Source organism: Nesterenkonia sp. YGD6 (assembly GCF_022565895.1).
In the GTDB taxonomy this organism is placed as follows: domain Bacteria; phylum Actinomycetota; class Actinomycetes; order Actinomycetales; family Micrococcaceae; genus Nesterenkonia.
The window spans coordinates 1-25,715 of the sequence record NZ_JAJOYY010000007.1 but is presented as its reverse complement, the minus strand read 5'-3'; the positions used below and the strand labels follow the sequence as shown (position 1 = coordinate 25,715).

The 25,715-nt window shown below is 68.4% G+C and carries 23 protein-coding genes; 8 read left to right on the top strand and 15 right to left on the bottom strand.

Going from position 1 to position 25,715, the window contains the following annotated elements; all coding sequences use genetic code 11:
- Window positions 1-64: 64 nt before the first annotated feature.
- From LTI14_RS11625 to LTI14_RS11615, 3 genes are all read right to left on the bottom strand, one after another.
- The gene (locus LTI14_RS11625) at window positions 65-1,303 is read right to left on the bottom strand and encodes a pyridoxal phosphate-dependent aminotransferase (RefSeq protein ID WP_241476666.1); all 1,239 of its coding nucleotides are present in this window, start codon (window positions 1,301-1,303) and stop codon (window positions 65-67) included.
- Window positions 1,304-1,422: 119 nt separating this feature from the next.
- Window positions 1,423-2,661: a pyridoxal phosphate-dependent aminotransferase gene (locus tag LTI14_RS11620; RefSeq protein WP_241466158.1), complete on the bottom strand. Its 1,239-nt coding sequence runs from the start codon at window positions 2,659-2,661 to the stop codon at window positions 1,423-1,425.
- Window positions 2,662-2,776: 115 nt separating this feature from the next.
- The gene (locus LTI14_RS11615; RefSeq protein WP_241466156.1) at window positions 2,777-3,739 is read right to left on the bottom strand and encodes a glycine betaine ABC transporter substrate-binding protein; all 963 of its coding nucleotides are present in this window, start codon (window positions 3,737-3,739) and stop codon (window positions 2,777-2,779) included.
- Between the two features lie 46 nt (window positions 3,740-3,785).
- Between LTI14_RS11615 and LTI14_RS11610 the strand changes: the two genes are divergently transcribed.
- Complete coding sequence (locus LTI14_RS11610; RefSeq protein WP_241476622.1) at window positions 3,786-5,525, top strand: hypothetical protein; 1,740 nt, start codon at window positions 3,786-3,788, stop codon at window positions 5,523-5,525.
- A gap of 75 nt (window positions 5,526-5,600) precedes the next feature.
- Window positions 5,601-6,059, top strand: coding sequence for a GyrI-like domain-containing protein (locus LTI14_RS11605; RefSeq protein ID WP_241466152.1), 459 nt, complete (start codon window positions 5,601-5,603; stop codon window positions 6,057-6,059).
- 10 nt (window positions 6,060-6,069) lie between these two features.
- Here the strand turns inward: LTI14_RS11605 and LTI14_RS11600 are convergent, their stop codons facing one another.
- The 5 genes from LTI14_RS11600 to LTI14_RS11580 are packed head-to-tail and all read right to left on the bottom strand — an operon-like array spanning window position 6,070 to window position 12,281.
- The gene (locus tag LTI14_RS11600; RefSeq protein WP_241476620.1) at window positions 6,070-7,344 is read right to left on the bottom strand and encodes a phosphotransferase; all 1,275 of its coding nucleotides are present in this window, start codon (window positions 7,342-7,344) and stop codon (window positions 6,070-6,072) included.
- Between the two features lie 11 nt (window positions 7,345-7,355).
- Window positions 7,356-8,408, bottom strand: coding sequence for a hypothetical protein (locus LTI14_RS11595; protein WP_241471145.1), 1,053 nt, complete (start codon window positions 8,406-8,408; stop codon window positions 7,356-7,358).
- A 47-nt stretch (window positions 8,409-8,455) separates the two neighbouring features.
- Entirely contained in the window at window positions 8,456-9,112 is a 657-nt protein-coding gene (locus LTI14_RS11590; RefSeq protein WP_241466146.1) for a GNAT family N-acetyltransferase, read from the bottom strand.
- Window positions 9,109-10,821 (bottom strand): DUF885 domain-containing protein, encoded by a 1,713-nt coding sequence (locus tag LTI14_RS11585; protein WP_241476618.1) that lies wholly within the window; start codon window positions 10,819-10,821, stop codon window positions 9,109-9,111. Before LTI14_RS11585 ends, LTI14_RS11590 begins: the two co-directional genes overlap by 4 nt.
- A 5-nt stretch (window positions 10,822-10,826) precedes the next feature.
- Window positions 10,827-12,281, bottom strand: coding sequence for an NAD(P)H-quinone dehydrogenase (locus LTI14_RS11580; RefSeq protein WP_241476665.1), 1,455 nt, complete (start codon window positions 12,279-12,281; stop codon window positions 10,827-10,829).
- A 274-nt stretch (window positions 12,282-12,555) separates the two neighbouring features.
- Here LTI14_RS11580 and LTI14_RS11575 point away from each other — a divergent pair, with 274 nt between their 5' ends.
- The 5 genes from LTI14_RS11575 (at window position 12,556) to LTI14_RS11555 (ending at window position 17,615) form a co-directional block, all read left to right on the top strand.
- Window positions 12,556-13,383: a purine-nucleoside phosphorylase gene (locus tag LTI14_RS11575; RefSeq protein ID WP_446740399.1), complete on the top strand. Its 828-nt coding sequence runs from the start codon at window positions 12,556-12,558 to the stop codon at window positions 13,381-13,383.
- Window positions 13,384-13,483: 100 nt separating this feature from the next.
- Window positions 13,484-15,340 carry a phospho-sugar mutase gene (locus LTI14_RS11570; protein WP_241476617.1) on the top strand — a complete coding sequence of 619 codons (1,857 nt, stop codon included), beginning with the start codon at window positions 13,484-13,486 and terminating at the stop codon, window positions 15,338-15,340.
- Window positions 15,341-15,396: 56 nt separating this feature from the next.
- A complete protein-coding gene (deoC, locus tag LTI14_RS11565) occupies window positions 15,397-16,101 on the top strand; it encodes a deoxyribose-phosphate aldolase (protein WP_241466141.1) in 705 nt (234 codons plus the stop codon).
- A 42-nt stretch (window positions 16,102-16,143) separates the two neighbouring features.
- Window positions 16,144-16,464, top strand: coding sequence for a hypothetical protein (locus LTI14_RS11560; RefSeq protein ID WP_241466139.1), 321 nt, complete (start codon window positions 16,144-16,146; stop codon window positions 16,462-16,464).
- Between the two features lie 23 nt (window positions 16,465-16,487).
- Window positions 16,488-17,615 carry an acyltransferase family protein gene (locus LTI14_RS11555; RefSeq protein WP_241466138.1) on the top strand — a complete coding sequence of 376 codons (1,128 nt, stop codon included), beginning with the start codon at window positions 16,488-16,490 and terminating at the stop codon, window positions 17,613-17,615.
- Here LTI14_RS11555 and mfd read toward each other — a convergent pair.
- Together mfd and LTI14_RS11545 are read right to left on the bottom strand one after the other, a co-directional pair.
- Window positions 17,582-21,211, bottom strand: a complete 3,630-nt coding sequence (gene mfd, locus LTI14_RS11550; protein WP_241476615.1) for a transcription-repair coupling factor — start codon at window positions 21,209-21,211, stop codon at window positions 17,582-17,584. The genes LTI14_RS11555 and mfd overlap by 34 nt on opposite strands.
- Before the next feature lie 115 nt (window positions 21,212-21,326).
- Window positions 21,327-22,472: a calcium/sodium antiporter gene (locus LTI14_RS11545; protein WP_255728162.1), complete on the bottom strand. Its 1,146-nt coding sequence runs from the start codon at window positions 22,470-22,472 to the stop codon at window positions 21,327-21,329.
- A gap of 89 nt (window positions 22,473-22,561) precedes the next feature.
- Between LTI14_RS11545 and LTI14_RS11540 the strand changes: the two genes are divergently transcribed.
- The gene (locus LTI14_RS11540) at window positions 22,562-23,065 is read left to right on the top strand and encodes a DUF2505 domain-containing protein (protein WP_241471090.1); all 504 of its coding nucleotides are present in this window, start codon (window positions 22,562-22,564) and stop codon (window positions 23,063-23,065) included.
- Between the two features lie 55 nt (window positions 23,066-23,120).
- On the opposite strand, the gene LTI14_RS11535 is transcribed toward LTI14_RS11540, so the two are convergent.
- The 5 genes from LTI14_RS11535 to LTI14_RS11515 form a co-directional block, all read right to left on the bottom strand.
- Window positions 23,121-23,339, bottom strand: a complete 219-nt coding sequence (locus LTI14_RS11535; RefSeq protein ID WP_241476613.1) for a hypothetical protein — start codon at window positions 23,337-23,339, stop codon at window positions 23,121-23,123.
- 39 nt (window positions 23,340-23,378) lie between these two features.
- Entirely contained in the window at window positions 23,379-23,798 is a 420-nt protein-coding gene (locus tag LTI14_RS11530; protein WP_241476611.1) for an Hsp20/alpha crystallin family protein, read from the bottom strand.
- 113 nt (window positions 23,799-23,911) lie between these two features.
- Entirely contained in the window at window positions 23,912-24,583 is a 672-nt protein-coding gene (locus LTI14_RS11525; protein WP_241471088.1) for a BON domain-containing protein, read from the bottom strand.
- A 123-nt stretch (window positions 24,584-24,706) separates the two neighbouring features.
- Entirely contained in the window at window positions 24,707-25,354 is a 648-nt protein-coding gene (locus LTI14_RS11520; protein WP_241476609.1) for a response regulator, read from the bottom strand.
- A partial coding sequence (locus tag LTI14_RS11515; RefSeq protein ID WP_342357760.1) for an ATP-binding protein occupies window positions 25,351-25,715 on the bottom strand: 365 nt, incomplete at its 5' end. The genes LTI14_RS11515 and LTI14_RS11520, both read right to left, overlap by 4 nt.

Below are 25,715 nucleotides of genomic sequence, written 5' to 3'. Positions count from 1 at the left end.
GCAGGCCTCCGCCGGCACCGTCTCACCGTCTCACCGTCCAACGAGGCCGGCCCGAGGCGACTGCTCAGGCCCGGACGGCGGCGTCGCGGTAGTCCGCGAGGAACTCCGCGATCCCGGCGATGGCGTGCTCGAGGTCTTCGACCCCGGGCAGGGTCACCAGTCGGAAGTGGTTGTCATCGATCCAGTTGAAGGCGCGTCCGTGGGAGACCAGGATCTTCTGCTGACGCAGCAGCTCGATGACGAACTTCTCGTCGTTCTCGATCGGATAGATCTCCGGGTCCAGCCGCGGGAAGAGGTACAGCGCGCCGTCGGCCTGGTGCACCTGCACCCCCTCGATCTCACGCAGCAGCCGGAACGCGGTCTCGCGCTGCTCGAAGAGCCGCCCGCCCGGGTCGATCAGGTCCTTGATGGACTGATGCCCGCCCAGAGCCGCCTGGATCGCGTGCTGTGCCGGCACATTGGCGCACATGCGCATGTTCATCAGGAGGGTCAGCCCCTCCATGTAGTTCTTCGCACGGTGGGTCGGGCCGGAGACATAGATCCAGCCCGAGCGGAAGCCCGCGACCCGCCAGGTCTTCGAGAGTCCGGAGAAGGTGATCGTGAAGACGTCGTCGGAGAGCGTGCAGGCGTTGATCATCTCGGCGTCGTCGAAGGTGATGTTCTCGTAGATCTCGTCCGAGAGCAGCATCAGGTTGTGCCGCCGGGCGATGTCCACCATGGCTTCGAGGATCTCGCGCGGGTAGACCGCTCCGGTCGGGTTGTTCGGGTTGATGATGACCAGGGCCTTGGTGCGGGCGGTGACCTTGGACTCGATCTCCTCCGGGTCCGGCCACCAGCTGTTGTCCTCGTCGCAGATGTAGTGCACAGCCCGGCCGCCGGCCAGCGTCGTGGCGCCGGTCCACAGCGGGTAGTCCGGAGCTGGGATGAGCACCTCGTCACCGGGGGCGAGCAGCGCCTGGAGCACCATCGAGATCAGCTCGGAGACCCCGTTGCCCAGGTAGATGGCTGAGGGATCGGCCTCGGTCATCCCGCGCGCCTGGTAGTACTGCGCCACCGCGATCCGGGCCGAGTAGATGCCCTGGGAGTCGGAGTAGCCCTGCGCGTCGTGGAGGTTGCTGATCATCGCCATCCGGATCGAGTCCGGCGCCTCGAAGCCGAAGGGCGCGGGGTTGCCGATGTTCAGCCGGGTGATCGCATGCCCTTCGCGCTCCAGCCGGGCGGCCTCCTGCGCGATGGGTCCGCGCACGTCGTACCGGACGTCCTGAAGCTTGGGCGACTGGGTGAAGTCTTCGAATTCCTGCATCCTGGAGTTGCGCACTGTCCTATCCTGCACCTTCCGGGGCGAAAGAGCCCCCCTGTTTCACATGCTGAGCGTGTCACCGGCTCAGCTCGTCACCTGCTCGATTCTTCGCGGCGGGCCGCTCAGGTGCGGGCGAACGCGTCTCGGTAGGAGGCCAGGAAGTCCGCAATCCCGGCGATGGCCTCTTCCAGCTCCTCCACCGGAGGCAGCGACACCAGCCTGAAGTGGTTGTCATCGATCCAGTTGAACGCCCGACCGTGGGAGACCAGGATCTTCTGCTGGCGCAGCAGCTCCATCACGAAGGTCTCATCGTTCTGGATCGGATAGATCTCGGGGTCCAGCCGCGGGAAGAGGTAGAGCGCGCCGTCGGCCTGGTGGACGTCGACGCCTTCGATCTCTGCGAGCAGCTTGTGCGCGACATTGCGCTGCTCGTAGAGCCTGCCGCCGGGACGGATGAACTCCTCCACGGACTGGTAGCCGCCGAGCGCGGTCTGGATCGCGTGCTGGGCCGGGACGTTGGGGCACATGCGCAGGTTCGACATCAGGTTCAGGCCCTCGATGTAGTTCTTGGCCCGGTGCTTGGGTCCCGACATGTAGAGCCAGCCCGAGCGGAATCCTGCCACGCGCCAGGTCTTGGACAGCCCGGAGAAGGTGATCGTGAAGACATCGTCGGCCAGGGTGCAGGCGTTGATCATCTCCGCGTCGTCGAAGGTGATCTTCTCGTAGATCTCATCGGAGAGCAGCAGGAGATTGTGCCGCCGGGCGATGTCCACCATGGCTTCGAGGATCTCGCGCGGGTAGACCGCCCCGGTCGGATTGTTCGGGTTGATCAGCACCAGGGCCTTGGTCCGGTCGGTGACCTTGGACTCGACCTCTTCCGGGTCCGGCCACCAGTGGTTCTCCTCGTCGCAGACGTAGTGGACGGCGCGTCCGCTGCACAAGGTGGTGATCGCGGTCCACAGCGGGTAGTCCGGCGCTGGGATGAGGACCTCGTCGCCGGGGTTGAGCAGCGCCTGCAGCACCATCGTGATCAGCTCGGAGACCCCGTTGCCCAGGATCACGTCCGACACCTCGGCATCGCGCATGCCGCGGGACTGGTAGTACTGGGCCACCGCGGTGCGGGCCGAGTAGATGCCCTGGGACTCGGAGTAGCCCTGGGAGCTGGGAAGGTTCTTGATCATGTCCACCAGGATCGAGTCCGGCGCGTCAAAGCCGAAGGGCGCCATATTGCCGATGTTCAGCTTGGTGATCCGGTGGCCCGCGCGCTCTAGTCGCGCGGCTTCCACTGCGATGGGTCCGCGCACGTCGTACCGCACGTTGCGGAGCTTCTGGGCCTGAGTGAAGTCCTCGAATTCCTCCATGAACAGATTGTGCCCTATGACACGGTCCGCGTCGGGACGTTACAAGCCTCGACCCGTTCGGCGAGTTGCGCACAGCTGCGCGAACCCAGCGGTCTGCCCTCAGCTACGAGCCTCGTCAGCCCCAGTCCTCGGGCTCCGCGACGAAGCCCTCCTGGACCAACCAGTACTCCGCGGCCTCCTGCGGGGTCAGCCCCTGATCCCCGTCGATGAGTCGGCGCAGCGTGACCAGGGCGTCCTCGTTCAACGCCTGAGCCAGCTCCACCGCCACCCCGGGGACCTCCTCGGCGATCTCCGCGGAGACCACCGGAACGTACTGCTCCTGCGGGAAGGCGCGCTCAGCATCGGTGAGCGCGATGAGCCCCTGCTCCTGGATGTCGGGGTGCGAGGTCGTGACGATCGCGGCGTCGAGCTCGGCGGTGATCACCGCGTTGAGCAGTTCGTTCTCCCCCGCGACGACGATCTCGGCGGGATCGCAGTCATAGACCTCGGCCAGAAGAGGCTCCGGGGCGGGCAGGTCCGGACGCACCCCGATGCGCAGCTCGTCACAGGCATCGGCGAAGGCGGGATCATCCACCTCCCCCTCGGTGGCGATGTCATTGAGCTCGGCGGTGATCGAGGTGATCACCAGGGAGCTGCCGAGCACCGCAGCGATCGGGTCCAGCAGCTGGGCCTGATCATCGAGGCTGTCTTCGATCACGCCGAGCAGCTCGGCCGAGCTCGGCTGCTCCAGCTCGGCGAACGCCTCGGGATCGAGCTGCCGGGCTAAGGTCAGGGATCGCCCGAGGACCAGATCGGTCTCACCTTCGGCGACCACATCAGCGGGGCGGCGATCGGAGGTCTCCACCACGGCGGGAGTGTCCCGGGAGTTCAGCGCCAGAGCGTAGACATTGGCGATGGTCTGATCCAGCGGGTGATCCCCGACTGCGATGGTCCAGGCCCCCTCGGCGGCGCGGCCGGTGGGCTCCTCCGTGGGGGGCGGCGACGAACAGCTCGTCAGAGCCATGACCCCAGCGGCGGTGATCGCGGTGAACCCCGTGACGCGGCGGACACGCCGAGGCGCCGGAGGGGAAGAAGTCATGGGCGCCATTCTACGACGGCACTCGATCGGCGTTACTCTGGTGCAGATGACGAGTCCGCTGATTCCGCGTCTGACGGCACTCCTCGAGGCCGCCGGTGGGACGACTGTGCCCGCCGACGACGCCGCGGGTTGGCTCGACCTTGCATACGAGGGTGCCTACGGTGAGCGGTTCCGCTCGGCCGCTGAGGCCGCTGAGGCCGGACTGCGCTCTCCCGGCGGCGAGGATCCCGAGAACCGGCTGATGCTGCTGCGCATCCTGGCTGGGGTCCATGAGATGCGCGGGGACTCCGCCGCTTCAGCTCCCTTCATCGCCCAGCGGCTGAGCCTGCTGCGCGAGCTGGGCCGCTTCCGGCAGGCCCGGGTCGAAGACGACCTCGGCGCGATGTTGCTGCGCGAACCTGACCGGGTGGAGGGTGAGATCCTGTCCCGGGTCGCCGAAGATCTGCGCGCGGAGGACCAGGCGTCCGGGAATGTCACCGTGGAGCTCGCTGATGTGCTCTCCTCCCTGGCCGTGCGCAGGCTCCAGGACGAAGGACCCGAACCCACCCTGCCGCTGGTGCAGGAGGCCTGTGCGATCCTCACCGCTCTCGACCGGCCCGAGGCGCTGGCCGGCGCCAGAATGTTCCTGGCGCACACCCTGCTGCTCTCCGGTGAGATCGCCGAGGCGCTCACCACAGCTGGGCTGGTCCTCGCCGCGCCGGCGAATCGTGCAGTGCACGGCGCCATGGCGATGCTGCAGGCCACGATCCACCATCACGAAGACCGCAATCTCGAAGCCATCGAGTCAGCGCTGCGCTCCGTGGAGCTCTACGCCGCGGCCAGGGTGCGCAAGGGCGCCGCCTCAGCTGCCGCGCTGCTGGCTGGGCTCACCGGAGAAGAAGACGACGGTGAGGCTTCGGTCCTGGCCTGGCGGGTCGCGGTGCAGCAGGCCGAGCTCGGAGAGTTCCGTGAATCGCGACTGCTGAGCCTGGCGCTGGGCCAGCAGCTCCTGGAACTGGACGACTATCCCGAGGCGGAGAAGGTGCTCGATGCCCTCTCCGTGCGGCTGGGCGGCTCCGCGGAGGACCGGTCCACCCGGGCCCGGGCGCTGATGGGGCTCGGCCACGCGGTGACCCATCTGAAGCGGCCGCTGGAGGCGATGTCGCATTGGAACGAGGCCGCAGAGCTCTTCAGCGAGGTCCAGGAGACCGATGAGGCAGCGCGCGCCCATCTTGCCGCGGGGGCGCTGGCCGCCTCCCTGGACCGCCTCGAGGTGGCCCGCGGCCACTACGAACGTGGACTCGAGCTGGTCGAGCACAGCGAGGACCTGGACCCGCTGGTGCTGCTGCAGGCGCTCCACTCTCTGGGGCACCTGCTCACCCGCGCCGAGGACCAGACTGGAATCGATCATCTGGATCGCGCGCTGGCTCTGGCGAGAGAACACGGGACCACCTGGCAGCGCGCGGACATCACCGATTCACTGGCACGCGGATGGACGGCGCTGGGTGAAGGAACCAAGGCGGTGGCCGCCGGCTTGGAAGCCGCTGACCTGTTCGCCGAGGCCGGAGACGAGGATGCGGCCGGGGACGCAGAGGTCTTCGCGGCCAAGGTGCTGCTGGAGATGGGGCGGGCCGATGAGGCCGAGACGATCTTCCGGATGTCCACCGACGAGCGCGAGGCCAGCCCTGCGCTGATGGCCGATGCCCTGGAGGGTCAGATCGAGGCGCTGATGCGGCAGGGCAAGGCCGAGGCCGCGGCGGACCTGCGCCGCAAGCTCACCCGGTTGAAGCGCAGGATGCGCAGCTGATCTGCTCGGCCGTCGGATCCTGGGCAGGGACTTTCGGCTCTACCCGTGGCGCGTCTCCCCGACGAGCATCTCCCTATGACAGACATCAGACTCACCCAGCTCTCCGAGAAGCACACCGCCGGCATCAGGGAGCGGGTGCCGATGACGGGACTGACCGACTTCTTCTCTCGGGCGTTTGAAGAGACGATGCGAGTGCTGCAAGCCCAGGGCGTCAGCCCCACGGGTGCCCCGTTCGGCAGATATCACGGTCGCCCGGGAGACACGGTGGATGTCGAGGCAGGATTTCCCGTCGACTCGCCCATCACACCGGACGGACCCGTCGCTCCGGGCAGTCTCCCCGGTGGCCGTGTGGTCGAAGCGATCCACATCGGGTCATACGACACGTTGGAGCGCACGTACTCCGAGCTGGAACGCTACTTCGTCGACGCCGACGTCACGCCCGGCGACATGATGTGGGAGAGCTACCTCACGGATCCAGGGGCCGAGCCTGATCCTGAGAAGTGGCACACCCAGATCTGCTGGCCGACGGCGTGATCGTTCAGTTCTAGAGCCTCGGCCACTCCGGCAGCGCCGGGCCCGCGGGGCGCAGACCGACCACGGCCTCCGCACAGCTGAGCCGATGCTCGGCCTGCGCCTGCCACTGCCGCCGACGGGTGTCGCGCGCACCGGCCACCAGGGACAGCGCCACGGAGGCGGTGCGCACCCGAAGCCCCTGCGCATCGACGGTGGCGGCGAATCCGGAAGCGAAGCGCTCGAACGCGGCAGGGACGTGGACATAGCGCGGGTCCACGGCGGGCAGCACCGCAAGGTGGCCCAGGAAACAGGCGAGATCATCCACCCGGTGACCCGGCCCCAGAGAATCCACGTCCAACAGCGCCGAGACCTCTCCGCCGCCCATCAGCAGATTGGCCTCATAGAAGTCACCGTGGGTGGGCACCACCGGGCCACGATCGGTCAGCGGGAGCGCAGCGCTGATGTGTTCCACCAGTGCGCGGATCCGGTCCTCCGCCTCGGGCAGAGCCGAGGAGGCCGCCGAGGCGTATGCCGAGAGCCGATCGGTCCAGGCCTCTCGTGCCGGAAGCGTCATGACCTCCGCGGGCAGCTTCTCGAGCAGATCGATGAACTGCTCCGGCGCGGCGGCGGCGGCGCCGTCGGCGAGGAAATACTCTGCCAGGGACTCCCCCGAGCCTTCCTGCAGGGCGACGACGTCGAGCACCGGCTCACGCACCGGCACGGCGGCGGGGATCCCGGCGTCGAGCAGCAGCTGGTGCCGGGTGTGCAGATGATGGGCGCGACGCTCACGCAGGACCTTCAGGAACAGCCGGGTGCCGTCGTCGAACTCCGCCGCGATCACGGCCCGACGCAGCGGCCGATAGCTGATGGTCTCCAGGCTGACCAGGTCCCGTCCTGCCCCCCAGACATTGCGGACCGAGTCTGGGTCGGTCGCGATGCGCAGCCCTGGCAGCGAGGGGTCCAGCGGGTGCTGCCAGATCGAGAGCCGGCCATAGGGGCTGTGTGACTGGACGACACCGTCAGCGTCAGCGGGCACCGGCTCGGTGGTCATGCCCACATAGAGCTCGTCCACGTGGTCAGAGGTCTCGGTATAGGCCCCCGCAGGTCCGCCGCGCGGCATCACGGGGCGTCCGGTCGCCACCCGGTAGACCCCGGTCACCCCCGCTCCCGGGCGGTGCTGCAACGATTCCAGGTGCACGCTGGTGGCGTAGACGCCGGTGTGCTGAATCGCCTCCGCGATCGGCGGGTGCGCGTCGAAGGACTCCATGAATGCCAGCTGCCTGGCCTCCAGCTCTGCTGGGGTCATGCCTCGCGACATCAGGCGCGCCGGCGCTTGAGTACTTCGTCGAGGTTCATCGAATCATGCTTCGGGGCCTTGATCTGGTCCACCGGGGGGTTCTGCTCTGTGGAGCTCTGCTGGGCCGCCGGGGTCTGCTCAGCGGGGGCCGACGTGTCCAGGAAGCGGCGCTGGGTGAGCTTGACGTCGCTGCGCGGCACGGGGGTCTGCACCGCGAGCGCCTCCGGCTCGATCCGCTCGGCCTTGTCCAGGTCCAGGTATTTCGGTCGCGGCACGGAACGCGGCTGCCAGGGGCCGACCGGCTCAGCGGCATCGCCCAGGACCGGGCCCGCGGTCTGCACCTCAGCCCCGAAGGTGCGTTCCAGTCCCACGGGAAGTCCGTCCTCGTCGATCTGCTGCAAGGAGTTCGGGCCCCCGGCGCCACGGTCGTCGGCGCTCAGCGCGTCGAAGAGCCCGGCGTCGGCCGGATTCACCCAGGGGCTGGACTGCAGCGGATTCATCGCTTCTTCGATGGCGGACTGCACGCGCGCTCGACGCCGGCTGCGTCGGCGCAGCACCGCCATGGTCCTCATGGCCACCAGTGCGAGCAGGAACACGCCAGCGGCGCTGAGCGGCAGCGCTGCGGGCACCGCGGTGAGCGGCGCGAGGATCCCGGTGACGACGGCGGTGAGCAGAGCGAGCACTCCGAGGAGCGCCACCAGGGTGCGACCCCAGTGCAGCTGGAACCCGGAGGCCGAGCGTGAAGACTCGGTGGTGGAAGACTCGGTGGTGGAAGACGCGGTGGCTGAGGACTCAGTGGTGGAAGACATTGTCGCCCCTCGGTGGGTGTCGGGGTGGGCGGTGGTGCTGGTCATCGGCTCGGTGGAGGCCGGCAGCGTCCGCAGGGAGGTTTCCCGAGTGATCGTCGGGCCGTCCTGAACCGTGGGCGCGGCCTCGGTGAAGCTGCTGGCCTGGCGCCGTCCGCGCAGGACCAGGGCGCCCAGGAAGAGCACGGCGATCAGGGCGATGAGCGCGGAGGAGGGGATGGGCAGGCCCTGCACAGCGGAGAGGAAACCGCTCTCGGTGTGTTCCATGCCCAGCATCTCTGGCCCCCTTGCCCTTCATGAAGTACAGGGTGAGCCTATCCGACACCGGATTGTGATCCGCGGCAACGCGCCACAAGACCGTCGCCGATCTCTTCCCGGGTCAGCGCGAAGCACCTGTGGTCGCGCCAGGCCCCGTGGATGTGCAGGAACCGCAGGCGCATTCCTTCCTCCCGGAATCCCAGCTTCTCCACCACCCGCAGACTCGCTGCGTTCTCTGGACGAACGGCGATCTCCACCCGGTGCAGTCCGCGTTCGAAGAAGAGGTGGTCGACCGCGAGCGCCACGGCCATCGGGGTGATCCCCCGCCCGGCATGTCCCTCGTCGAGCCAGTAGCCCAGGGAGGTGGTCTGCGCGGAGCCGGCGATGATCGGGCCCACCGTCAGCTGACCGACCAGCCGGGGCGCTCCGCCGTCGGCGGTGAACCAGATCAGCCAGGGCAGGTGCGTGCCGGTCCGGGCGCTGCGGGTCAGGTGGCGAGCCATCTGCCGGAAGCTGGCGGCGGAATCGCGGGGATCGGGATTCTCGGGGGTGGTGGCGTCCCAGGGCTGCAGCCACTCGCTGTTGAGCACGCGCAGCGCCATGAAGCGATGCTCATCCTCGGGCCGCAGGGGGCGCAGCTCCACCCGCCCGGCGGAGGTCTGCACCGCAGGGCTCACCGGCCAGTCACGGTTCCGGCCGGGGCGCAGTCTCATGGCCGCATCGCGAATCGCATCGTGTCCAGCCCGATCATGCCGAGTCCCAGCAGCTCGGTGTGGAAGGCACGCAGGTCGAATGGCTCCTCGGCTGCCCGGGCGACCGCCTCACGCTCGGCGCGGATCTGCTCGAAGACACGCTGTCCGACCTTGTACGACGGCGCCTGACCGGGCCAGCCGAGATAGCGGGTGAACTCGAAGTCCAGCTGCGCCGGCGAGATCGGAAGGTGGGCGCGCAGAAACTCCTTGCCCTGCTCAGGGGTCCAGGGCTTCCCGCCCCATTCTGCTGGGGCGTCGAAGCCGCAGTGAACCCCGATGTCGAAGACCACGCGGGCCGCGCGCATCCGCTGCATGTCATACATCCCCATCAGGTCTCCGGGGTCTGCGAGGAATCCCAGTTCGGCCATGAGCTGCTCTGCGTAGAGCGCCCACCCCTCGGCGAAGCCGGAGACGAAGCTGCCGTGGCGCCGCCACGAGTTCAGCCGGTCCTTCACCAGGGTGGCGGTGGCGATCTGCAGATGATGCCCCGGGACCCCCTCGTGGTAGACGGTGGTGGTCTCCGCCCAGGTGGTGAAGCGCTCGTCCGCTTCAGGCACCGACCACCACATCCGGCCCGGCCGGGAGAAGTCGTCACTGGGTCCGGTGTAGTAGACCCCGCCGTCCTGGGTCGGCGCGATCATGCATTCCAGGGCGTCCATGGGGGACGGAATGTCGAAGTGCACGTCCTTCAGGGCCGCCATCGCCTCGTCCGAGAGCCGCTGCATCCATTCCTGCAGCGCAGCCGTCCCGGAGAGCTGTCGGGTGGGATCCGCGTCAAGGATCGCCTTGGCGTCCTCCACGGAGGCGCCGGGGCTGATCTGCTGGGCGACCTCCTCCTGAGCGGCGACGAGCCGGGCGAGCTCCTCCAGGCCCCACCGGTAGGTCTCCTGGAGGTCCAGCGCGGTGCCGGTGAAGTACCGGCTGGCCAGCCGGTACGTCTCGATCCCCACCGCGTCGGCCGCCGGAGCCTGGGGCAGCAGCTTTTCCTCGAGGCGCCGCGCCAGCAGCCGGTAGGCCTGCTGCGCGGCGGCGGTGCCGGCGGCCAGGGCGTCCTGCGTGGTCGCGCTGACCTGGGCCTGCTGGCCGCTGTGCAGGTAGCCGGCGAGCGCGCCGTCGTCGCGGGCGTAGCTGCGGCACTGCTGCGCCACCGCCTGGACCTGGCGTACGGCGGGGACCTGGCCTCGCTCGGCGGAGGCTTGGAGCGAGGCCCAGTAGCCTTCGAGCGCGGCAGGCAGGTTGTGCAGCCGCCCGGCGATGTGGAGGAAGTCCTGCTCGGTCTGCGCGGGCATCAGCTCAAGGACCATCCGCACTCCCTGCGGTGCCGATGCCAGGTTGTTCAGCTCGGTCCGCCCGGAATCGTGCAGCGCGACGTCAAGCCCGATCCGCTCGGCCATCGCATGCAGGGTCACCTCGTCGATGCGGTCCGCTGGCGTCAGCCCGGCCAGCCGGGTCAGCGTCTCGCGCTGCAGCTGCGCGACTTCTTCGCGTCCGGCCGGGGAGTAGTCGGCGTACTCGGTCTCCACGCCGGGGCGACCCAGCACCGTGGCCTCCTCCGGGTCCAGGGCGAGCAGCCGCTCGAAGTAGTCCTCGGCGAAGGCATCCACCGCGGTCGGGGTGCGCGGCGTCGCGCTTCCCGGCTTCACCGGTTCGGGGGGCGTGGGGCTGCTCATGCGGGTCAGTCCTCCGGGTCGGTGACGTGAAGGTGGAGTCGGCGGGCGGCTTCGGAGATCGAGCCGGTCAGCGAGGGGTAGACGGTGAAGGTGGTGGCGACGTCGTCGACGTGCAGCTTGTGCGTCACGGCCAGAGCAAGCGGGAAGATCAGCTCGGAGGCGCGCGGGGCGACGACGACGGCACCGATCACGGTGCCGGAGCCCTTGCGCGAGAAGATCTTCACGAAGCCTTCACGGATGTTCATCATCTTGGCCCGGGCGTTGGTGGCCAGGTCGAGCTTGATCACATCGGCCTGGTACTTTCCGGAGTCGACCTGTTCCTGGGTGACCCCGACCGTGGCGATCTCCGGGGAGGTGAACACGTTTGAGGCGACCTGGTGGAGCTTCAGCGGCTTCACGCTCTCGCCCTGCATATGGGCCACGGCCACACGGCCCTGCATCGCCGCGACGGAGGCCAGCGGCATCACCCCGGTGCAGTCCCCTGCGGCGTAGATGTTGTTGGCCGTGGTGCGCGAGACGGTGTCCACCTGGACGTGGCCGGATTCGGAGATCTCGACCCCGGCCTCCTCGAGCCCGAGGTCGGCGGTGTTCGGGATCCCGCCCACCGCCATCAGGCAGTGCGAGCCGTGCAGCACCTCACCGCTGGTGAGCCGGACATCGACCCCGTCCTCGGTGCGCTCCACGGACTCGGCGCGGGTCCGTGACGCGACGTGGACTCCGACGCGTTTGAAGGAGTTCTCCAGCACCGTGGCGGCGTCGGCGTCCTCCCCGGGCAGGACCTGGTCGCGGGAGGAGACCAGCGTGACCTCGGCGCCGAGCCGACGGTAGGCCGAGGCGAACTCGGCGCCGGTGACGCCGGAGCCGACGACGATCATGTGTTCCGGGACCTCGGTGAGGTTGTAGGCCTGGGTCCAGTTGAGGATCCGTTCGCCGTCCGGCTTTGCGGAGCCGAGTTCGCGCGGGTGAGCTCCGGTCGCCACGATGATCGCGTCGGCGACGACCACGTCACCGGCATGTTCCCCAGAGGTGACCTCGATGCTGTGCGGCGGCACGAGCTTGCCGCGCCCGATGATCACCCTCACCCCATAGGACTCCAGAGTGGCGTGGATGTCGCGGGACTGGCTGTGCGCGAGCTTGAGCAGGCGCTCGTTGACCTTGGAGAAGTCGGCCCAGGCCTCTGCCTCTTTGGCCTCGTCGCCGGCCGCACCCTCGGTGCCGCTGGCATGTTCACCGAAGCGCACGCCGAAGGCGGTGGAGATGTTGACCCGGCGCATCGCGTCGGCGGTGGCGATCAGCGTCTTGGACGGAACCACGTCGGTGAGCACCGCGGAGCCGCCGAGGCCCTTCTCCTCGATGATGGTGACCTCCGCGCCGGCGTCGGCGGCGACCATAGCGGCTTCATAGCCTCCCGGGCCTCCGCCGAGGATGGCGATGCGGTCAGGGGCGAAGCGTCGTTGCATATTAGTTGGAGTCACCGCCCCATTCTGCCCAGTTGAGACAGCAATGTCATACGCCACACAGGGATGTGACATCGCAAGCTCGAAGACTCGACCTGACCGGTCCGTCAGCTCGCGGCGATTCGAGAGCCGCTGCGGCGCGCCGGTGGAGCCAGATCCGTCGCGTCAGCCTGCCGCTGTGTCCCACCCAGACTGTAGATTGACCCATGTGAGCCACGACAGAGTCCAGACCCAGCACAGTGCCCCCACCAGCGCCCCGCTCGGCGCGCCTGCGGAGCTGACCTCAACCGATGACCCGACCGCCCCGGTGAACCTGCGCGCCGAAGAGGCCGCGCGAGAGCTGCTGCACCAGGCCGGCGTCGACTCGATCGACCTGGCCTGCACCCTGGGCTCTGGATGGGGTGAGGCCGCCGCCAGGCTTGGTGAGCTCATCGCGGAGGTCGACGCCGAACAGGTTCCCGGCTTCCATGCCTCGGGCGTCTCCGGGCACAGCGGCACGCTGAAGGTCCTGCGCACCCCCTCGGGCGCGCATGTGCTCGTGATCGGCGCGCGCACCCATTACTACGAGGGCCGCGGAGTCGACGCCGTCGCCCACGGGGTGCGCACCGCCGCCGCTGCGGGTGCGGCGACCATGGTGCTGACCAACGGGTGCGGCGGGCTGAACCCGCAGTGGAAGCCCGGCACCCCGGTGCTGATCTCCGATCACCTCAACCTCACCGGCACCTCCTCCCTGCGCGGCGCGCACTTCGTGGACATGACCGACCTCTATTCCAGCCGGCTGCGTGCAGCGGCTCGGGAAGTCGATCCCGATCTGCCCGAGGGTGTCTACGCGCAGTTCCCCGGCCCGCACTACGAGACTCCCGCCGAGGTCAGGATGGCCGGAACACTGGGCGCCGATCTGGTGGGGATGTCCACCGCGCTGGAGGCGATCGCCGCCCGCGCCGCCGGCATGGAGGTCTTCGGCATCTCCCTGGTCACCAACCAGGCCGCCGGCATCTCCCCGGAGCCGCTGAGCCACAGCGAGGTCCTCGACGCCGGACGCCAGGCCGCCCCGCGGATATCCGCCCTGCTGGCAGAGGTCATCGGGCGCATCCTGGCGCCCTGATCAGCGTGACCTCTGACGAGCCTCACGCGCCGAGCCCGTCGCTCTCCACTTCTGTCCTGCACCGATGACCGACCGACCCAGACCCGATACCCCGACCGAGATGAGGGAGCAGACCGCCATGACCGAGAAGCTGATCTTTGCCGTTCGCCGCTGGATCGACCAGGACCCGGACGCCGGCACCCGGTCCAAGCTGCAGCAGCTGCTGCAGCGCGCCGAGGACTCGGACGCCTTGGCGACCGCAGAGCTTCAACGGCTCTTCGCCGGTCGGCTCGCCTTCGGCACCGCCGGGCTGCGCGCGGAGCTGGGTCCGGGACCGCTGCGGATGAACCGCCTGGTGGTCCGCCAGACGGCGGCGGGGATGCTCAGCTACGCCGAGGAGCAGCTGGCCAAGGCCCAGCAGCAGGCGGACAACCCGCAGGACCTGATGCGCAGCGGGGCGCGCAAGATCGTGATCGGCTACGACGCCCGCCACCAGTCCGACGAGTTCGCCGCCGACACCGCCGAGATCTTCTCCGCCGCCGGCTGGGAGGTCCACCTCTTCACCCGCCCGGGACCCACCCCGCTGCTGGCCCGCCAGGTGCTGGTGCTCGACGCCGAGATCGGTGTGATGGTCACCGCGAGCCACAATCCGCCCCAGGACAACGGGTACAAGGTCTACCTCGGCGGGGAGCTCTCCCGCTTCCTGGAACCCCACGGCCATGGGGTCGGTGCGCAGATCGTGCCACCGGTGGATCAGGACATCGCGGCAAGGATCGCCGAACTGGCGGACACACCCGCACCCGCCGCGGAGGTCGGCGCTGGGGCCGCTGACGGCGCCGGCGCCTCCGCCGGCGACGCTGAGCCGCACCCCGTCACCGATGAGGCCCGCAGCAGCTACGAGCGCGAGGCCCTGGAGCTGCTGGATCCGGAGACCTACCCGCAGCGCGACCTGCACGTGGTCTACACCGCGATGCACGGCGTCGGCGGGGAGATGGTCACCTCGCTGCTGCGTGCCGGCGGGTTCACCGTGACCCCGGTGGCCGAGCAGTTCGAACCGGATCCCGACTTCCCCACGGCCGACTTCCCCAATCCTGAGGAGCCCGGCGCCCTGGACCTCGCACTGAAGGCCGCCGAGGCCGAGCAGGCAGACCTGGTGCTGGCCAATGACCCCGACGCTGATCGGCTCTCCGCGGCGGTCTATGACGAGTCGGCCGGCGCCTGGCGCCAGCTCTCCGGTGATGAGATCGGGGCCCTGCTGGGCCGCCACCTGCTCGAACGCGGACCGCTGCGCCCCCAGGCCGACGGCAGCGCCCCGGTGCTGGCGAACTCGATCGTCTCCTCCCGGCTGCTCGCGCGGCTGTGCGAGGTCCGCGGCGTCGAACATGCCGCGACGCTGACCGGGTTCAAATGGCTGGCCCGGGTCCAGCACATGAGCTTCGGCTACGAGGAGGCCATCGGCTTCAACGTGGACCCCGAACACGTCAAGGACAAGGACGGCGTCTCTGCCGCGCTGATCTTCGCGGAGATGACCGCTTCGCTGAAGGCCCGCGGCACCAGCCTGATCGCCGCCCTGGACGAGATCGCCGCCGAGGCCGGAGTCTTCGTCACCGGCCAGGTCACCATCCGGGTCAACGACCTCTCCGAGCTGGGCAAGGTCACCGCGGCGCTGCGCGCACAGGCTCCAGTGGAGATCGCCGGCTCCCCCGTGGTCGAGTCCCTGGACCTGACCCGGGATCCGCTGCCCGGCACGGAGCTGAGCGAGGCGACCAAGACCGATGCTCTGATCTACCTCACCGAGGCTGGGGACCGGGTGATCGTCCGGCCCTCCGGCACCGAGCCGAAGGTCAAGTGCTACCTCGAAGCCGTGGCGGACACCCCCGGAATCAACGCCGACCCCGAGGCCATCGGCGCGGCCCGCGCCCAGGCGGCCAAGCGCCTGGAACAGCTGCGCACCTCGATGGAGTCCCTGCTGGGCTGACCAGCCCGCCGTCCAGCCCCACCTGCCCCTCCCACTGACCCTCCAGGAGCACGCCCATGTCACATACCCCCACCCCCGCCGAGATGGCACCGCTGATCGATCACACCGCCCTGAAGCCTGACACCGATGAGGCCACCATCCGGCGGATCGTCACCGAGGCGCGCACCCATTCCTTCGCCGCGGTCTGCATCAACCCGCGCTGGGTGCCGCTGGTCGCCGCGGAGCTCACCGGCACCGAGGTCAAGACCTGCACCGTGGTCGGCTTCCCGCTGGGAGCCTCGACCACCGCGTCGAAGCTGGCGGAGACCGTGGAGGCGGTTCAGCTCGGCGCCCAGGAGGTGGACATGGTGGTGGACATCGCCGCCGCGAATGCCGGTGACCACAGCTACGTCGAGGCGCAGATCCGTGCGCTGGCCGACGCCGCCCACGCAGGCGGCGCGATCCTCAAGGTGATCCTGGAAACGGTGCTGCTCGGCGAGTCAGCGAAGGAGCTGGTATGCCGAGCCGCGGAAGCGGCCGGGGCTGACTTCGTGAAGACCTCCACCGGGTTCGCCGGCGGCGGAGCCACCCTCGCCGACATCACCCTGATGCACTCCCTGGTCGGTGGCCGGCTGGGCATCAAGGCCTCCGGCGGAGTGCGCAGCTATGACGACGCCGTCGCGATGGTGTCCGCCGGCGCCACACGCATCGGAGCGAGCTCCTCTCTTGATATCGTGGAGCCTAGAGATTCCAGCACATCGGGTGCTGCCGGGAGCTACTGAGATGGGCGTCCAGCAGACCGCACCGCATCCTAAGGGGAGCACATGATCAGCAACGGTAAGGTCAAGGCCTATTCGGGCCAGGGCAATTTTGTAGGGAACTTCGTCGCGTTCCTCTTCGTCTTCTTCATGCTCGTCGGCTCGATCGTCGCGTTGTACTTCTGGGATCTGGATCAGGTCTGGCTGCCCGGGATGATCTTCATCGTCCTGTACTGCGGCTCGTTCCTCGTCGCCAAGGAGGTCATCGGCCGCTCGGACTCCCTGGAGCAGCAGGACCTCCACGGTGAGCACGGTGAGCCGCTCGACGCCATGGCCTCCCGCGCCAGCTCTTCGCGAGAGTCGGCGGCGGAGCCACACGTCCGCTGACCTCGCTTCGACCTTCAGCTGACATGACCGCTCCGGCGCCGCGACCTGTGCGCGCCCGGAATCTCGGCATCGACCTGCTGCGGGTCATCTCGGTGGCCGCCGTGGTCCTCGGCCACGCCTGGGCCGGGATGCCGGGGGCGGAGTACCTGCAGATCTGGCGGATGCCGCTGTTCTTCTTCCTGGCCGGGTTCTTCTTCTCCACCTCGCGGACCGTGCGTGAGGAGTTCCTCGCGCGCAGCCGCAGCCTGGCCCTGCCCTATCTGGTCTGGTTCGTGCTGCTCAGCGTCGCGGTGCTGGCGATGGTCCCCACCCCGTGGCCGTTCGACCCGATGACCGTTCCCCAGGCGCTCTTCGGCGGCGCCATGACGAACATGCCCTTCCTGGTCTTCTGGTTCATCTCCGTGCTCTTCTTCGCCGCGCTGCTGCTGCGCGCGGTGCTCAGCCAGCCCTGGTGGGTCGGCGTCGCGGTGGCGGTCGGCGGCCTCGCGGTGGCGCAGATCCCAGGATCTGTCATGGGCTATACCCCCTTGGGGATCGGTCTGGCACCGGCCTGCATGGCGTTCATGCTGGCCGGGCACTGGTTCGGCCGCTTCATGCGCTCCCCGCGCGGACTGAGCCTGCCGGCCAGGCCGTGGCTCGGGCTGCTCTGCTTGAGTGTCGGCTTCGGCGCCGTGGCCGCTGGCGTCCGGACGATGAACATCAAGTACTCAGGCTTCGGGACGTTCCTGCTCTCGCCGGCCGTCTCGGTGCTGATCAGCATCGGCCTGGTGCTGGTCTTCTCCAGCGCCGTCAACGCGCTGCTCGGCGGGCCGCGCCCGCAACGGACCAGCACGAGCTCTGCGGACGGTGACGATTCGACCGTGCTGACCCAGCCGCGGCGCGGGCGGATCCTCGGCGTCGTCATCTCGGAACTGGTGCAGACCGCGACCTTCGTGGTCTTCGCCCACGCGATCATCCTGTACCTGTTGCTGCGCCTCTTCGCGCTGGAGAACCCGCCGCTGCGCACCCTGGCGGCCCTGCTGCTGTGCTGGGGCCTGGGCATGCTCGTGAACCGCAGCCCGCTGTCGCTGCCGCTGAACGGGCTGCCCCGTTCCGCGCTGCGCCGACCGGCGGCGGATCAGACCGGCGGGAAGATCGCCTCGAACACCTGATTGAGCCAGGCCAGCAGCTCTGAATCGGTGAGCTCCACCCCGGTGACGCCGCGGGTCTTCGGCTTCGGGATCAGCACCTGCTTCATGGTGACCTTGTGCTGGCTGCCCGGGTACATCCGTTCCAGGCGCATCGCCTTGGACTCCGCCAGCTCGGTCACCGGGCCGAACCTGATGAACTGACCCTGGGTGCCGACGTCGTGGATCCCCGCTGCCCGGGCGCGGTTGCGGAACCGGGCCACCTCCACGATGTTGGTCACCGGGTCGGGCAGGTCCCCGTAGCGGTCCTGCCATTCGGTGATGACCTCGGCGATCTTCTCCTGGGTGTCCGCGGCGGCGAGCTTGCGGTAGCCCTCCAGGCGCAGCCGCTCCCCCGGGACGTAGTCATGCGGGAGGTGGGCGTTGATCGGCAGCTCGATCTTGACCTCGGTGAAGGTCTCCTCGGTGTCCCCGCGGTAATCGGCCACAGCCTCGCCGACCAGGCGCAGGTACAGGTCGAAGCCGACCCCTGCGATGTGCCCGGACTGCTCCCCGCCGAGCATGTTGCCGGCGCCGCGGATCTCCAGATCCTTCATGGCCAGCTGCAGGCCGGCGCCGAGCTCGTTGTTCGCCGCCACCGCGCGCAGCCGCTCCAGGGCGACCTCGCCCAGCGGCTTCTCGGCCGGGTAGAGGAAGTAGGCGTAGGCGCGCTCCCGGGAACGTCCCACGCGTCCGCGCAGCTGATGCAGCTGGGAGAGCCCGTAGGTCGAGGCCCGATCCACGATCAGGGTGTTGGCGTTGGAGATGTCCAGCCCGGTCTCGATGATCGTGGTGGAGACCAGCACGTCGAAGCGCTTCTCCCAGAAGTCCTGGATGATCTGCTCGAGCCGGGTCTCGCTCATCTGCCCGTGGGCGACCTCCACCCGCGCCTCGGGGACCAGCTCCCGGATCCGGGCGGCGGTCGCGTCGATCGAGGAGACCCGGTTGTGCACGAAGAACACCTGTCCCTCGCGCATCAGCTCGCGGCGGATCGCGGCGGAGACCTGCTTATCGGTGTAGGGGCCCACGTAGGTGAGCACCGGGTGCCGCTCCTCCGGCGGTGTGGCCAGCGTGGAGGTCTCCCGGATCCCGGCCATGGACATCTCCAGGGTGCGCGGGATAGGGGTGGCGGACATGGCGAGCACGTCCACATTGGTGCGCATCTTCTTGAGCTGTTCCTTGTGCTCGACGCCGAAGCGCTGCTCCTCATCGATGATCACCAGGCCCAGGTCGTGGAAGTCGACCTCCTTGGACAGCAGCCGGTGGGTCCCGATGACGATGTCCACACTGCCCTCGCGCAGACCGGCCATCGTCTCCTTGGACTCCTTGGCGGTCTGGAACCGTGAGAGCGGCGCCACCCGCACCGGGAACCCGGCGTAGCGCTCGGTGAAGGTCTCATAGTGCTGGGAGACCAGCAGCGTGGTGGGCACCAGCACGGCGACCTGCTTGCCGTCCTGCACGGCCTTGAAGGCGGCGCGGATGGCGATCTCGGTCTTGCCGTAGCCGACGTCTCCGGAGATCAGCCGGTCCATCGGGATCTCGCGCTGCATGTCCGCCTTGACCTCATCGGTGGCGGTGAGCTGGTCCGGGGTCTCGGCGTAGGGGAAGGCGTCCTCGAGCTCCCCCTGCCACGGAGTGTCGGGGCCGAAGGAGAACCCGCGCGAAGCCATGCGTGCCGCATAGAGCCTGATCAGCTCCCCGGCGATCTCCTTCACCGCCTTCTTGGCCTTGCGCTTGGTCTGGGACCAGTCACTGCCGCCCATCTTCGACAGCGACGGCGCCTCGCCGCCCACGTACTGGGAGACCTGATCCAGCTGGTCGGTGGGAACCATCAGCCGGTCCTTCGCGCCGCCGCGCTTGGAGGCGGCGTACTCCAGGACCAGGTACTCCCGGATGCCCGCGGTGCCGGCCTTGATGGCCTGCGGGGAGCCGACCTTGCGCTGGATCAGCTCCACGAACTGGCCGATGCCGTGCTGCTCGTGGACCACATAGTCCCCCGGCTTCAGCGCCAGCGGGTCCACCACATGGCGACGACGCCGGGCCGGCACCTTCCGTGCGGAGCCGGAGTCCTGCCGGATGGCGCGGCCGAGCATCTCGGACTCGGTCAGCAGCGCCAGCTGCAGCGGGTCCACTGCGAAGCCCTCAGAGACGTTGGCGGTGGAGATCGTGATCGTGCCCGGGGCAGGGGTCTCCTCGAGGGTGTCCACCCGGACGCAGGGAACGTCGTGTTCGGTGAGCAGCTCATGGACCCGCTGGGCGGAGCCGGAGGCGGCGGTGGTGACCACCACGGACCAGTTCGCCTTGGCGCGCTCGGCGAGGAAGGTCATCACGTCTTCGACGCTGCCGCGGTAGCCGATCGGCTCACGGGAGGCGATCGAGACGATGTCGGCGTCCTGCTCCAGCTCCTCATCGAGGCCCAGGGAGGTCATCGACCACCAGCCGGCGCCGTGGGCGATGGAGGCTTCGCGGGTCTCGGCGAGGCTGGCGAAGCCGCCTGCGGACAGGCCCTGCTGTTCGCTGCCGATCTGCGCTCCGCTGATGTCCAGCGGTGCGGCCGCGCCGTCTGGGGCGGCGGACCAGGCGGCAGCGAGGAACTCCTCGTTGGTGGCGGCCAGGTCGTGGGCGCGCCCACGGGTCTTCTCCGGCTCGATCACCACGGTGAGCGAGCCGGCGGGCAGCTGGTCCACGAAGGGCACCATCTCGGGCACCAGGACCGGGGCCAGGGACTCCATGCCCTCGGCGGCGATGCCTTCGGCGAGCTTGGTGAGCAGATCCGCCGCGTGCGGCATCTGAATGATCAGCTCCTTGGCGCGGGCCATCACGGCGTCGGTGATCAGCAGCTCGCGGCAGGGCGCGGCGTCGAGCACCTCCGGGTGTTCGGTGGACTCGGTGTCGAGCGAACGCTGATCGGACACGGCGAACCAGCGCATCTGCTCGACCTCGTCGCCGAAGAACTCGATGCGCACCGGGTGCGGCTCGGTGGGCGGGAAGATGTCGAGGATGCCGCCGCGCACGGCGAACTCGCCGCGCCGGGTGACCATGTCCACCCGGGAATAGGCGGCATCGGCGAGCTGCGCGACGGTCTGGTCGAAGTCGGCGAACTCGCCGACCTTCAGCCGCACCGGTGCGAGATCCCCCAGCCCGGCGACCAGCGGCTGCACCACGGCCCGGACCGGAGCGACGACGACGTCGAGCACGCCTCCGGCCTCGTCCGGGTGGGCGAGTCGGCGCAGCACCCCGAGCCGACGTCCCACAGTGTCCGAGCGTGGAGAGAGCCGCTCATGCGGCAGGGTCTCCCAGGAGGGGAAGTGCGCCACCGCGGCCTCCGGGGCGTATGCGGCGAGCGAGGTGGCCAGCTCGTCGGCCTCGCGGTCGGTGGCGGTCACGGCCAGCAGCGTGCCGGTGGGGCTCGTGCCGCGCAGCTGGGTCGCGATCTCTGCGATCAGCGCAGGTCGAAGTCCGGTGGTCGAGGAGATCTGCAGCTCGTCGGTGCGTTCCCCCGCGGGATGGGCGGCGGCCGAGGCGACGCGCCGATAGGAGGGGTTCGCCGTGAGCGCTGTGCGCAGACCTGACAGAGCCATGGGAGAGTGACGCCTCGTTTCGCATACAGATCGATGCCGGAGATCCGCGGTGGTGTTTCGGCGCGGTGGGAGAATCGTGAGTTTCGGGCCTCACACAGGATACTCGCTGATCCGGCTATGACGCCCCGGCCCGGGCCGCCCGGCGGGTGCGCAGCACCCCGACCTCGTATCCGACCAGAGCCGCGATCCAGAGCGCGGTGATCGGCAGCACGAACCAGAGCATCGCCGAGCTGAAGGGCTGCAGCGCTGAATGTCCAGCCGCGTAGAGCACCAGATAGACGACATAGGCGCTGTAGAGCGCCACCAGCACCAGTCCCTCCCAGCGTCCGATTGCTTGGGCGGTGAACGCCAGCGGGAGCAGGACCAGGGCGACCGCGATCATCACCGGCAGGTCGAAGTTGACGGCGGCCGAGGCGACCTCGACGCCGTCCGGGGCGATGATCGCGGTGATCCCGAGGACCGCGCCGATGTTGAAGATGTTGCTGCCCACCAGGTTGCCCACCGCCATGTCCCGCTCGCCGCGCAGGGCGGCGATGATGCTGGTGGCGAGTTCCGGCAGCGAGGTGCCGATGGCCACGATGGTCAGACCGATGATCAGATCACTGACCCCGAGCACCATCGCAATGGTGGTGGACGCGGTGACCAGCATCTGAGCACCGACGACCAGCAGCGCCACCCCGCCGAGCACCAGGAGCACGTCGATCAGCACGGCTCGCAGCTTCGAGGTGCGCAGACCCTTGGTCAGTCGCACCGAGCCGCCGGCGAGAACCGTGTCCACATCGAGCCGTTCCGCCTCCTCACGGGCTTCCCGGCGCGTCTGCCGACGGGCCATCACGAGGGTGACCACCAGGTAGGCCAGCAGCAGACCCAGCAGCACGATGCCGTCGAGGAGGCTGTAGCCGCCGTCAAGCGCCATCAGCAGGGCGAGCACCGAGAGTCCGATCATGATCGGGATGTCGGCCTTGATCAGCTGGATCTTCACGAACAGCGCGCCGAAGATCGCGGTGAGGCCCATGACGAAGAGGATGTTGGCGATGTTGCTGCCCACCACATTGCCCACCGCCAGGCCGGGTGAGCCGCTCAGCGCGGCGCCGGTGCTGACGGCCAGCTCCGGGGCTGAGGTCGCGAAGGACACCACGGTGAGTCCGATGATCAGCGAGGACAGGCCCACCGTGCGACCCAGGGAGGCGGCGCCTCGGACCAGTGCCTCGCCGCCGCCGACGAGCAGGACGAAACCGCCGAGAAGCAGGAGAAGAGTCATGATGGTCACTGGGACAACTTTACAATGGGTAGGTTCCGTGACCGCCGTCGCAGAATGCCTTCACCAAGACATCAACGAGGAGACCATCAGTGGCACTTGAAACAGAGCTCATGATTCCGCACAGCGCGCAGGACATCATCGAGGCCTACGCGGACCGAGAATTCAATGAGCACCTGTCCAAGAAGGTCGGCGCGAAGCTGCTGAGCTTCGAGGTCCTCGGCCCGCTGGACGGTCCCTTCGAGATCGTCACCGAGCAGTCCATGCCCGCGGACAAGCTCCCGGAGATCGCCAAGAAGGTCATCAAGGGTGAGGTCACCGTGCACGTCACCCATTCCTGGGGCGCACCCGACGGGGCCGGGTCACGCCGCGCGGACACCGCGGTGAAGATCGCCTCGGCTCCGGTCTCGGCGCAGTCCGCGCAGAACCTGCACGTGCGCGGGGCCACCGAGACGCTCTCCACGGTCCGGGGCGACGTCAACGTCAACATTCCGATCATCGGCAAGAAGATCAAGGCGGCCGCCGAGCCCTATATGCGCAAGTTCGTGGATCTGCAGGCCCGCGAGGTCAGCGCCTGGATCTCCAGCCGCGGATGACACCCGTGCGCACCATTCGGCGAGGGCCGGGTGGCCCTGGGGGACGATCCGGAGCTCACGCGGCCTTCTTCGTGTCACTCTCACCCACGGGCCCGGGCACCGCACCGTCCGAGCGGGCAAACCTCGACGAGGCCCCAGGACGAGCCCTAGGTGCCCGAGCCCTGGGTGTCCGCGTGACGAAGTAGATCATCACGATGAAGACTGGAACGAAGACGAGCGAGAGCAGCGTGAAGAAGGACCAGATGAGGTTCCAGAAATAGAGCCAGTCGAACATCACGCCCCCTTGTCTTTGCAGACTCCGGTCTTGCCGGAGTCAGTTGTTCGAGTGTCCGTTGTCGATCGGTATCCACTTGAGCGTGGTCGATTCCTCCAGCGGAACGGACACCGTCAGAACCCCGTGGTCGAAGACCGCCCTGATCTGCCGGTCCTTCGCCTGCTCCGGTAGATCGACGCTGCGCCGAAAGCTGCTGGTGCTCTCGCGGAGCAGGTACCGCTTGCCCTTGTCCTCCTCGCGTTCGCGCCGCTCCGCCTGGATCACGAGCGTTCGATCGTCGACGCTGACGGTGATGTCGGTGTCCGCGAAATTCGACAGATGCGCCTCCACGACCAGTTCCTTCTCATCCCTGGTGTAGACGTCGGTGCTCGGCGTTCCGCGCATCCCTTCGTCGAACAAGTTGTGGCGAAGACTCACCAACCCTGCCAGCGAATCGAAGCGAGAAACATGATCTGTCATGGTCCCTTCCTCTCGTGGGACTGGTGATTCAGGTCGGGTGGACTTCGAAGCAACGTCGAGCTGGGCCCAGCGCATCACGGGACCGGAAGTGTGCTTCGATCAGTGCGTGCGCCTCAGTAGGGGCGCACGTCGAGGCGATTGTCGAGCGTGGTGACGTCAGGTGAGGACCAGGCAGCCTCACCTGCCTGGGTCTTCTCCATCAGCGACTTCACGTATCCAGTGAGGACCGCAGTGTTGCCCACGACTGAGACGCTGATGCGGCCGGCGTCGACCTGGGGATCGCGGAACAGGGCACTCCTGATCCGTTCGGCGGCTTCCTCGGAGACGGGGCGGGGGATCAGCGTGACCTCGTTGCGCACCGTGTGCACTCCCCGGATGTTCTCCACCGCCCGCTCGGCCGCTTCCCGCTGAAAGTGCCAGTCGACCTGCCCGGTGAGCGTCACGCACCCGCCCTCGACCCGCGACCGCACCGTCCCTGGGATGTTCGCGGACCAGGTCAGGACACGTTCCGCGACGCGGCCGATGTCCGTGTCGGTGACCCATCTCGCCGAGCGAGGAAGCACGGTCAGCCGATTCAGAACCCCAGCGATGCCGTGCACGCGTCGCATGGCACGCGAGGCGGCGAGGTATTCGAAATAGTCCCCCACTTCACCCGACAAGGTGACGACTCCGGCTTCGACCTCGACCTCGACCTCTGAGGCGTCGATCTCCGGCGTCCACTCGAGTTCGGCGAGGACCAGAGAGTGGATCTTGTTGTCTGATCGGGTTCTTGTCGCGATGATCACAGGTGGATTCCCTTCTCCCTGCCCGCAGTCCTGCGAGCTGGGTCCAGCCTCTCGCATCAGGGTCGGGCCCATGTAGGGCCATAGGTCCTACCAGAGGCGTCGGGTGGGCGCCAGACAGGTGCGTCAGCTGTGGATATCACTGTCTTGGGTGGCGGCGCCGTAGGCGGCTACCTGAGTCCTGCGCTCCATGCCGAGCTTGGCCAGCAGCCCGGAGACGTAGTTCTTCACGGTCTTCTCCGCGAGACCCAGCCGCTGCCCGATCTGCCGGTTCGTCAGTCCCTCGGTGATCAGCTTCAGCACCTGCTGCTCGCGCAGCGTGAGGCTCACGCGGGGCCGCCGGGCGTGAAGCGCCTGGGCAGAGAGGTCCCTGTGCACTCGCTCCGCCAGATTCTCGGGGATCAGACTCTCACCCCGGGCGATCCGCAGGATGGCCTCGACCAGACGTCCTGCGCGGATGCTCTTGAGCACATGTCCCGAGGCGCCGGCGATGACCGCGGCGACGCGGGCGCTCTCGTCATCATCGGCGGTCAGGATCAGGCAGCGGATCGCCGGGTGCGCGGAACGGATGCTGCGACACAGATCGATCCCGGTCCCGTCGGGCAGGTGCAGATCCAGCACGACCACATCGGGATGCGTGACCTGAATCCGGTCGAGCGTCCCGCGCACCGTCGCGGACTCGCCCACGACCTCCAGCTCTGGTTCGACGTCGACGAGCCGCGCAATGCCGCGTCGGACGATCTCATGATCATCAACGAGGAAGACCCTGATCATGGGACGTCCTGACCATGGACCGGGACGTGCCAGCGCGCCCGCACCCCGCCGTTCTCCCCCGGGGTCAGCCCAAAGGCACCACCCCGAGCACGCGCCCTGGCCCGCAGGTTCGCCGTGCCGCTCGCGGTCTTGTCACCGGCAGCCAGGCCGACCCCGTCGTCACCGACCGTGACTGTGACTCCGGCGGAGTCTGCCTGGACCTCGATCGAGACCGCAGTCGCCTTGGCATGGCGGGTCACGTTGGTGACCGTCTCACGCAGGACCGCGACGACATCATCTGCGAGCTCACCCTTGATGAACGCATCGATCTGACCCGTGAAGGTCACCTTCGGAGCCATGCCAAGCCCGGCCGAGAGCTCGG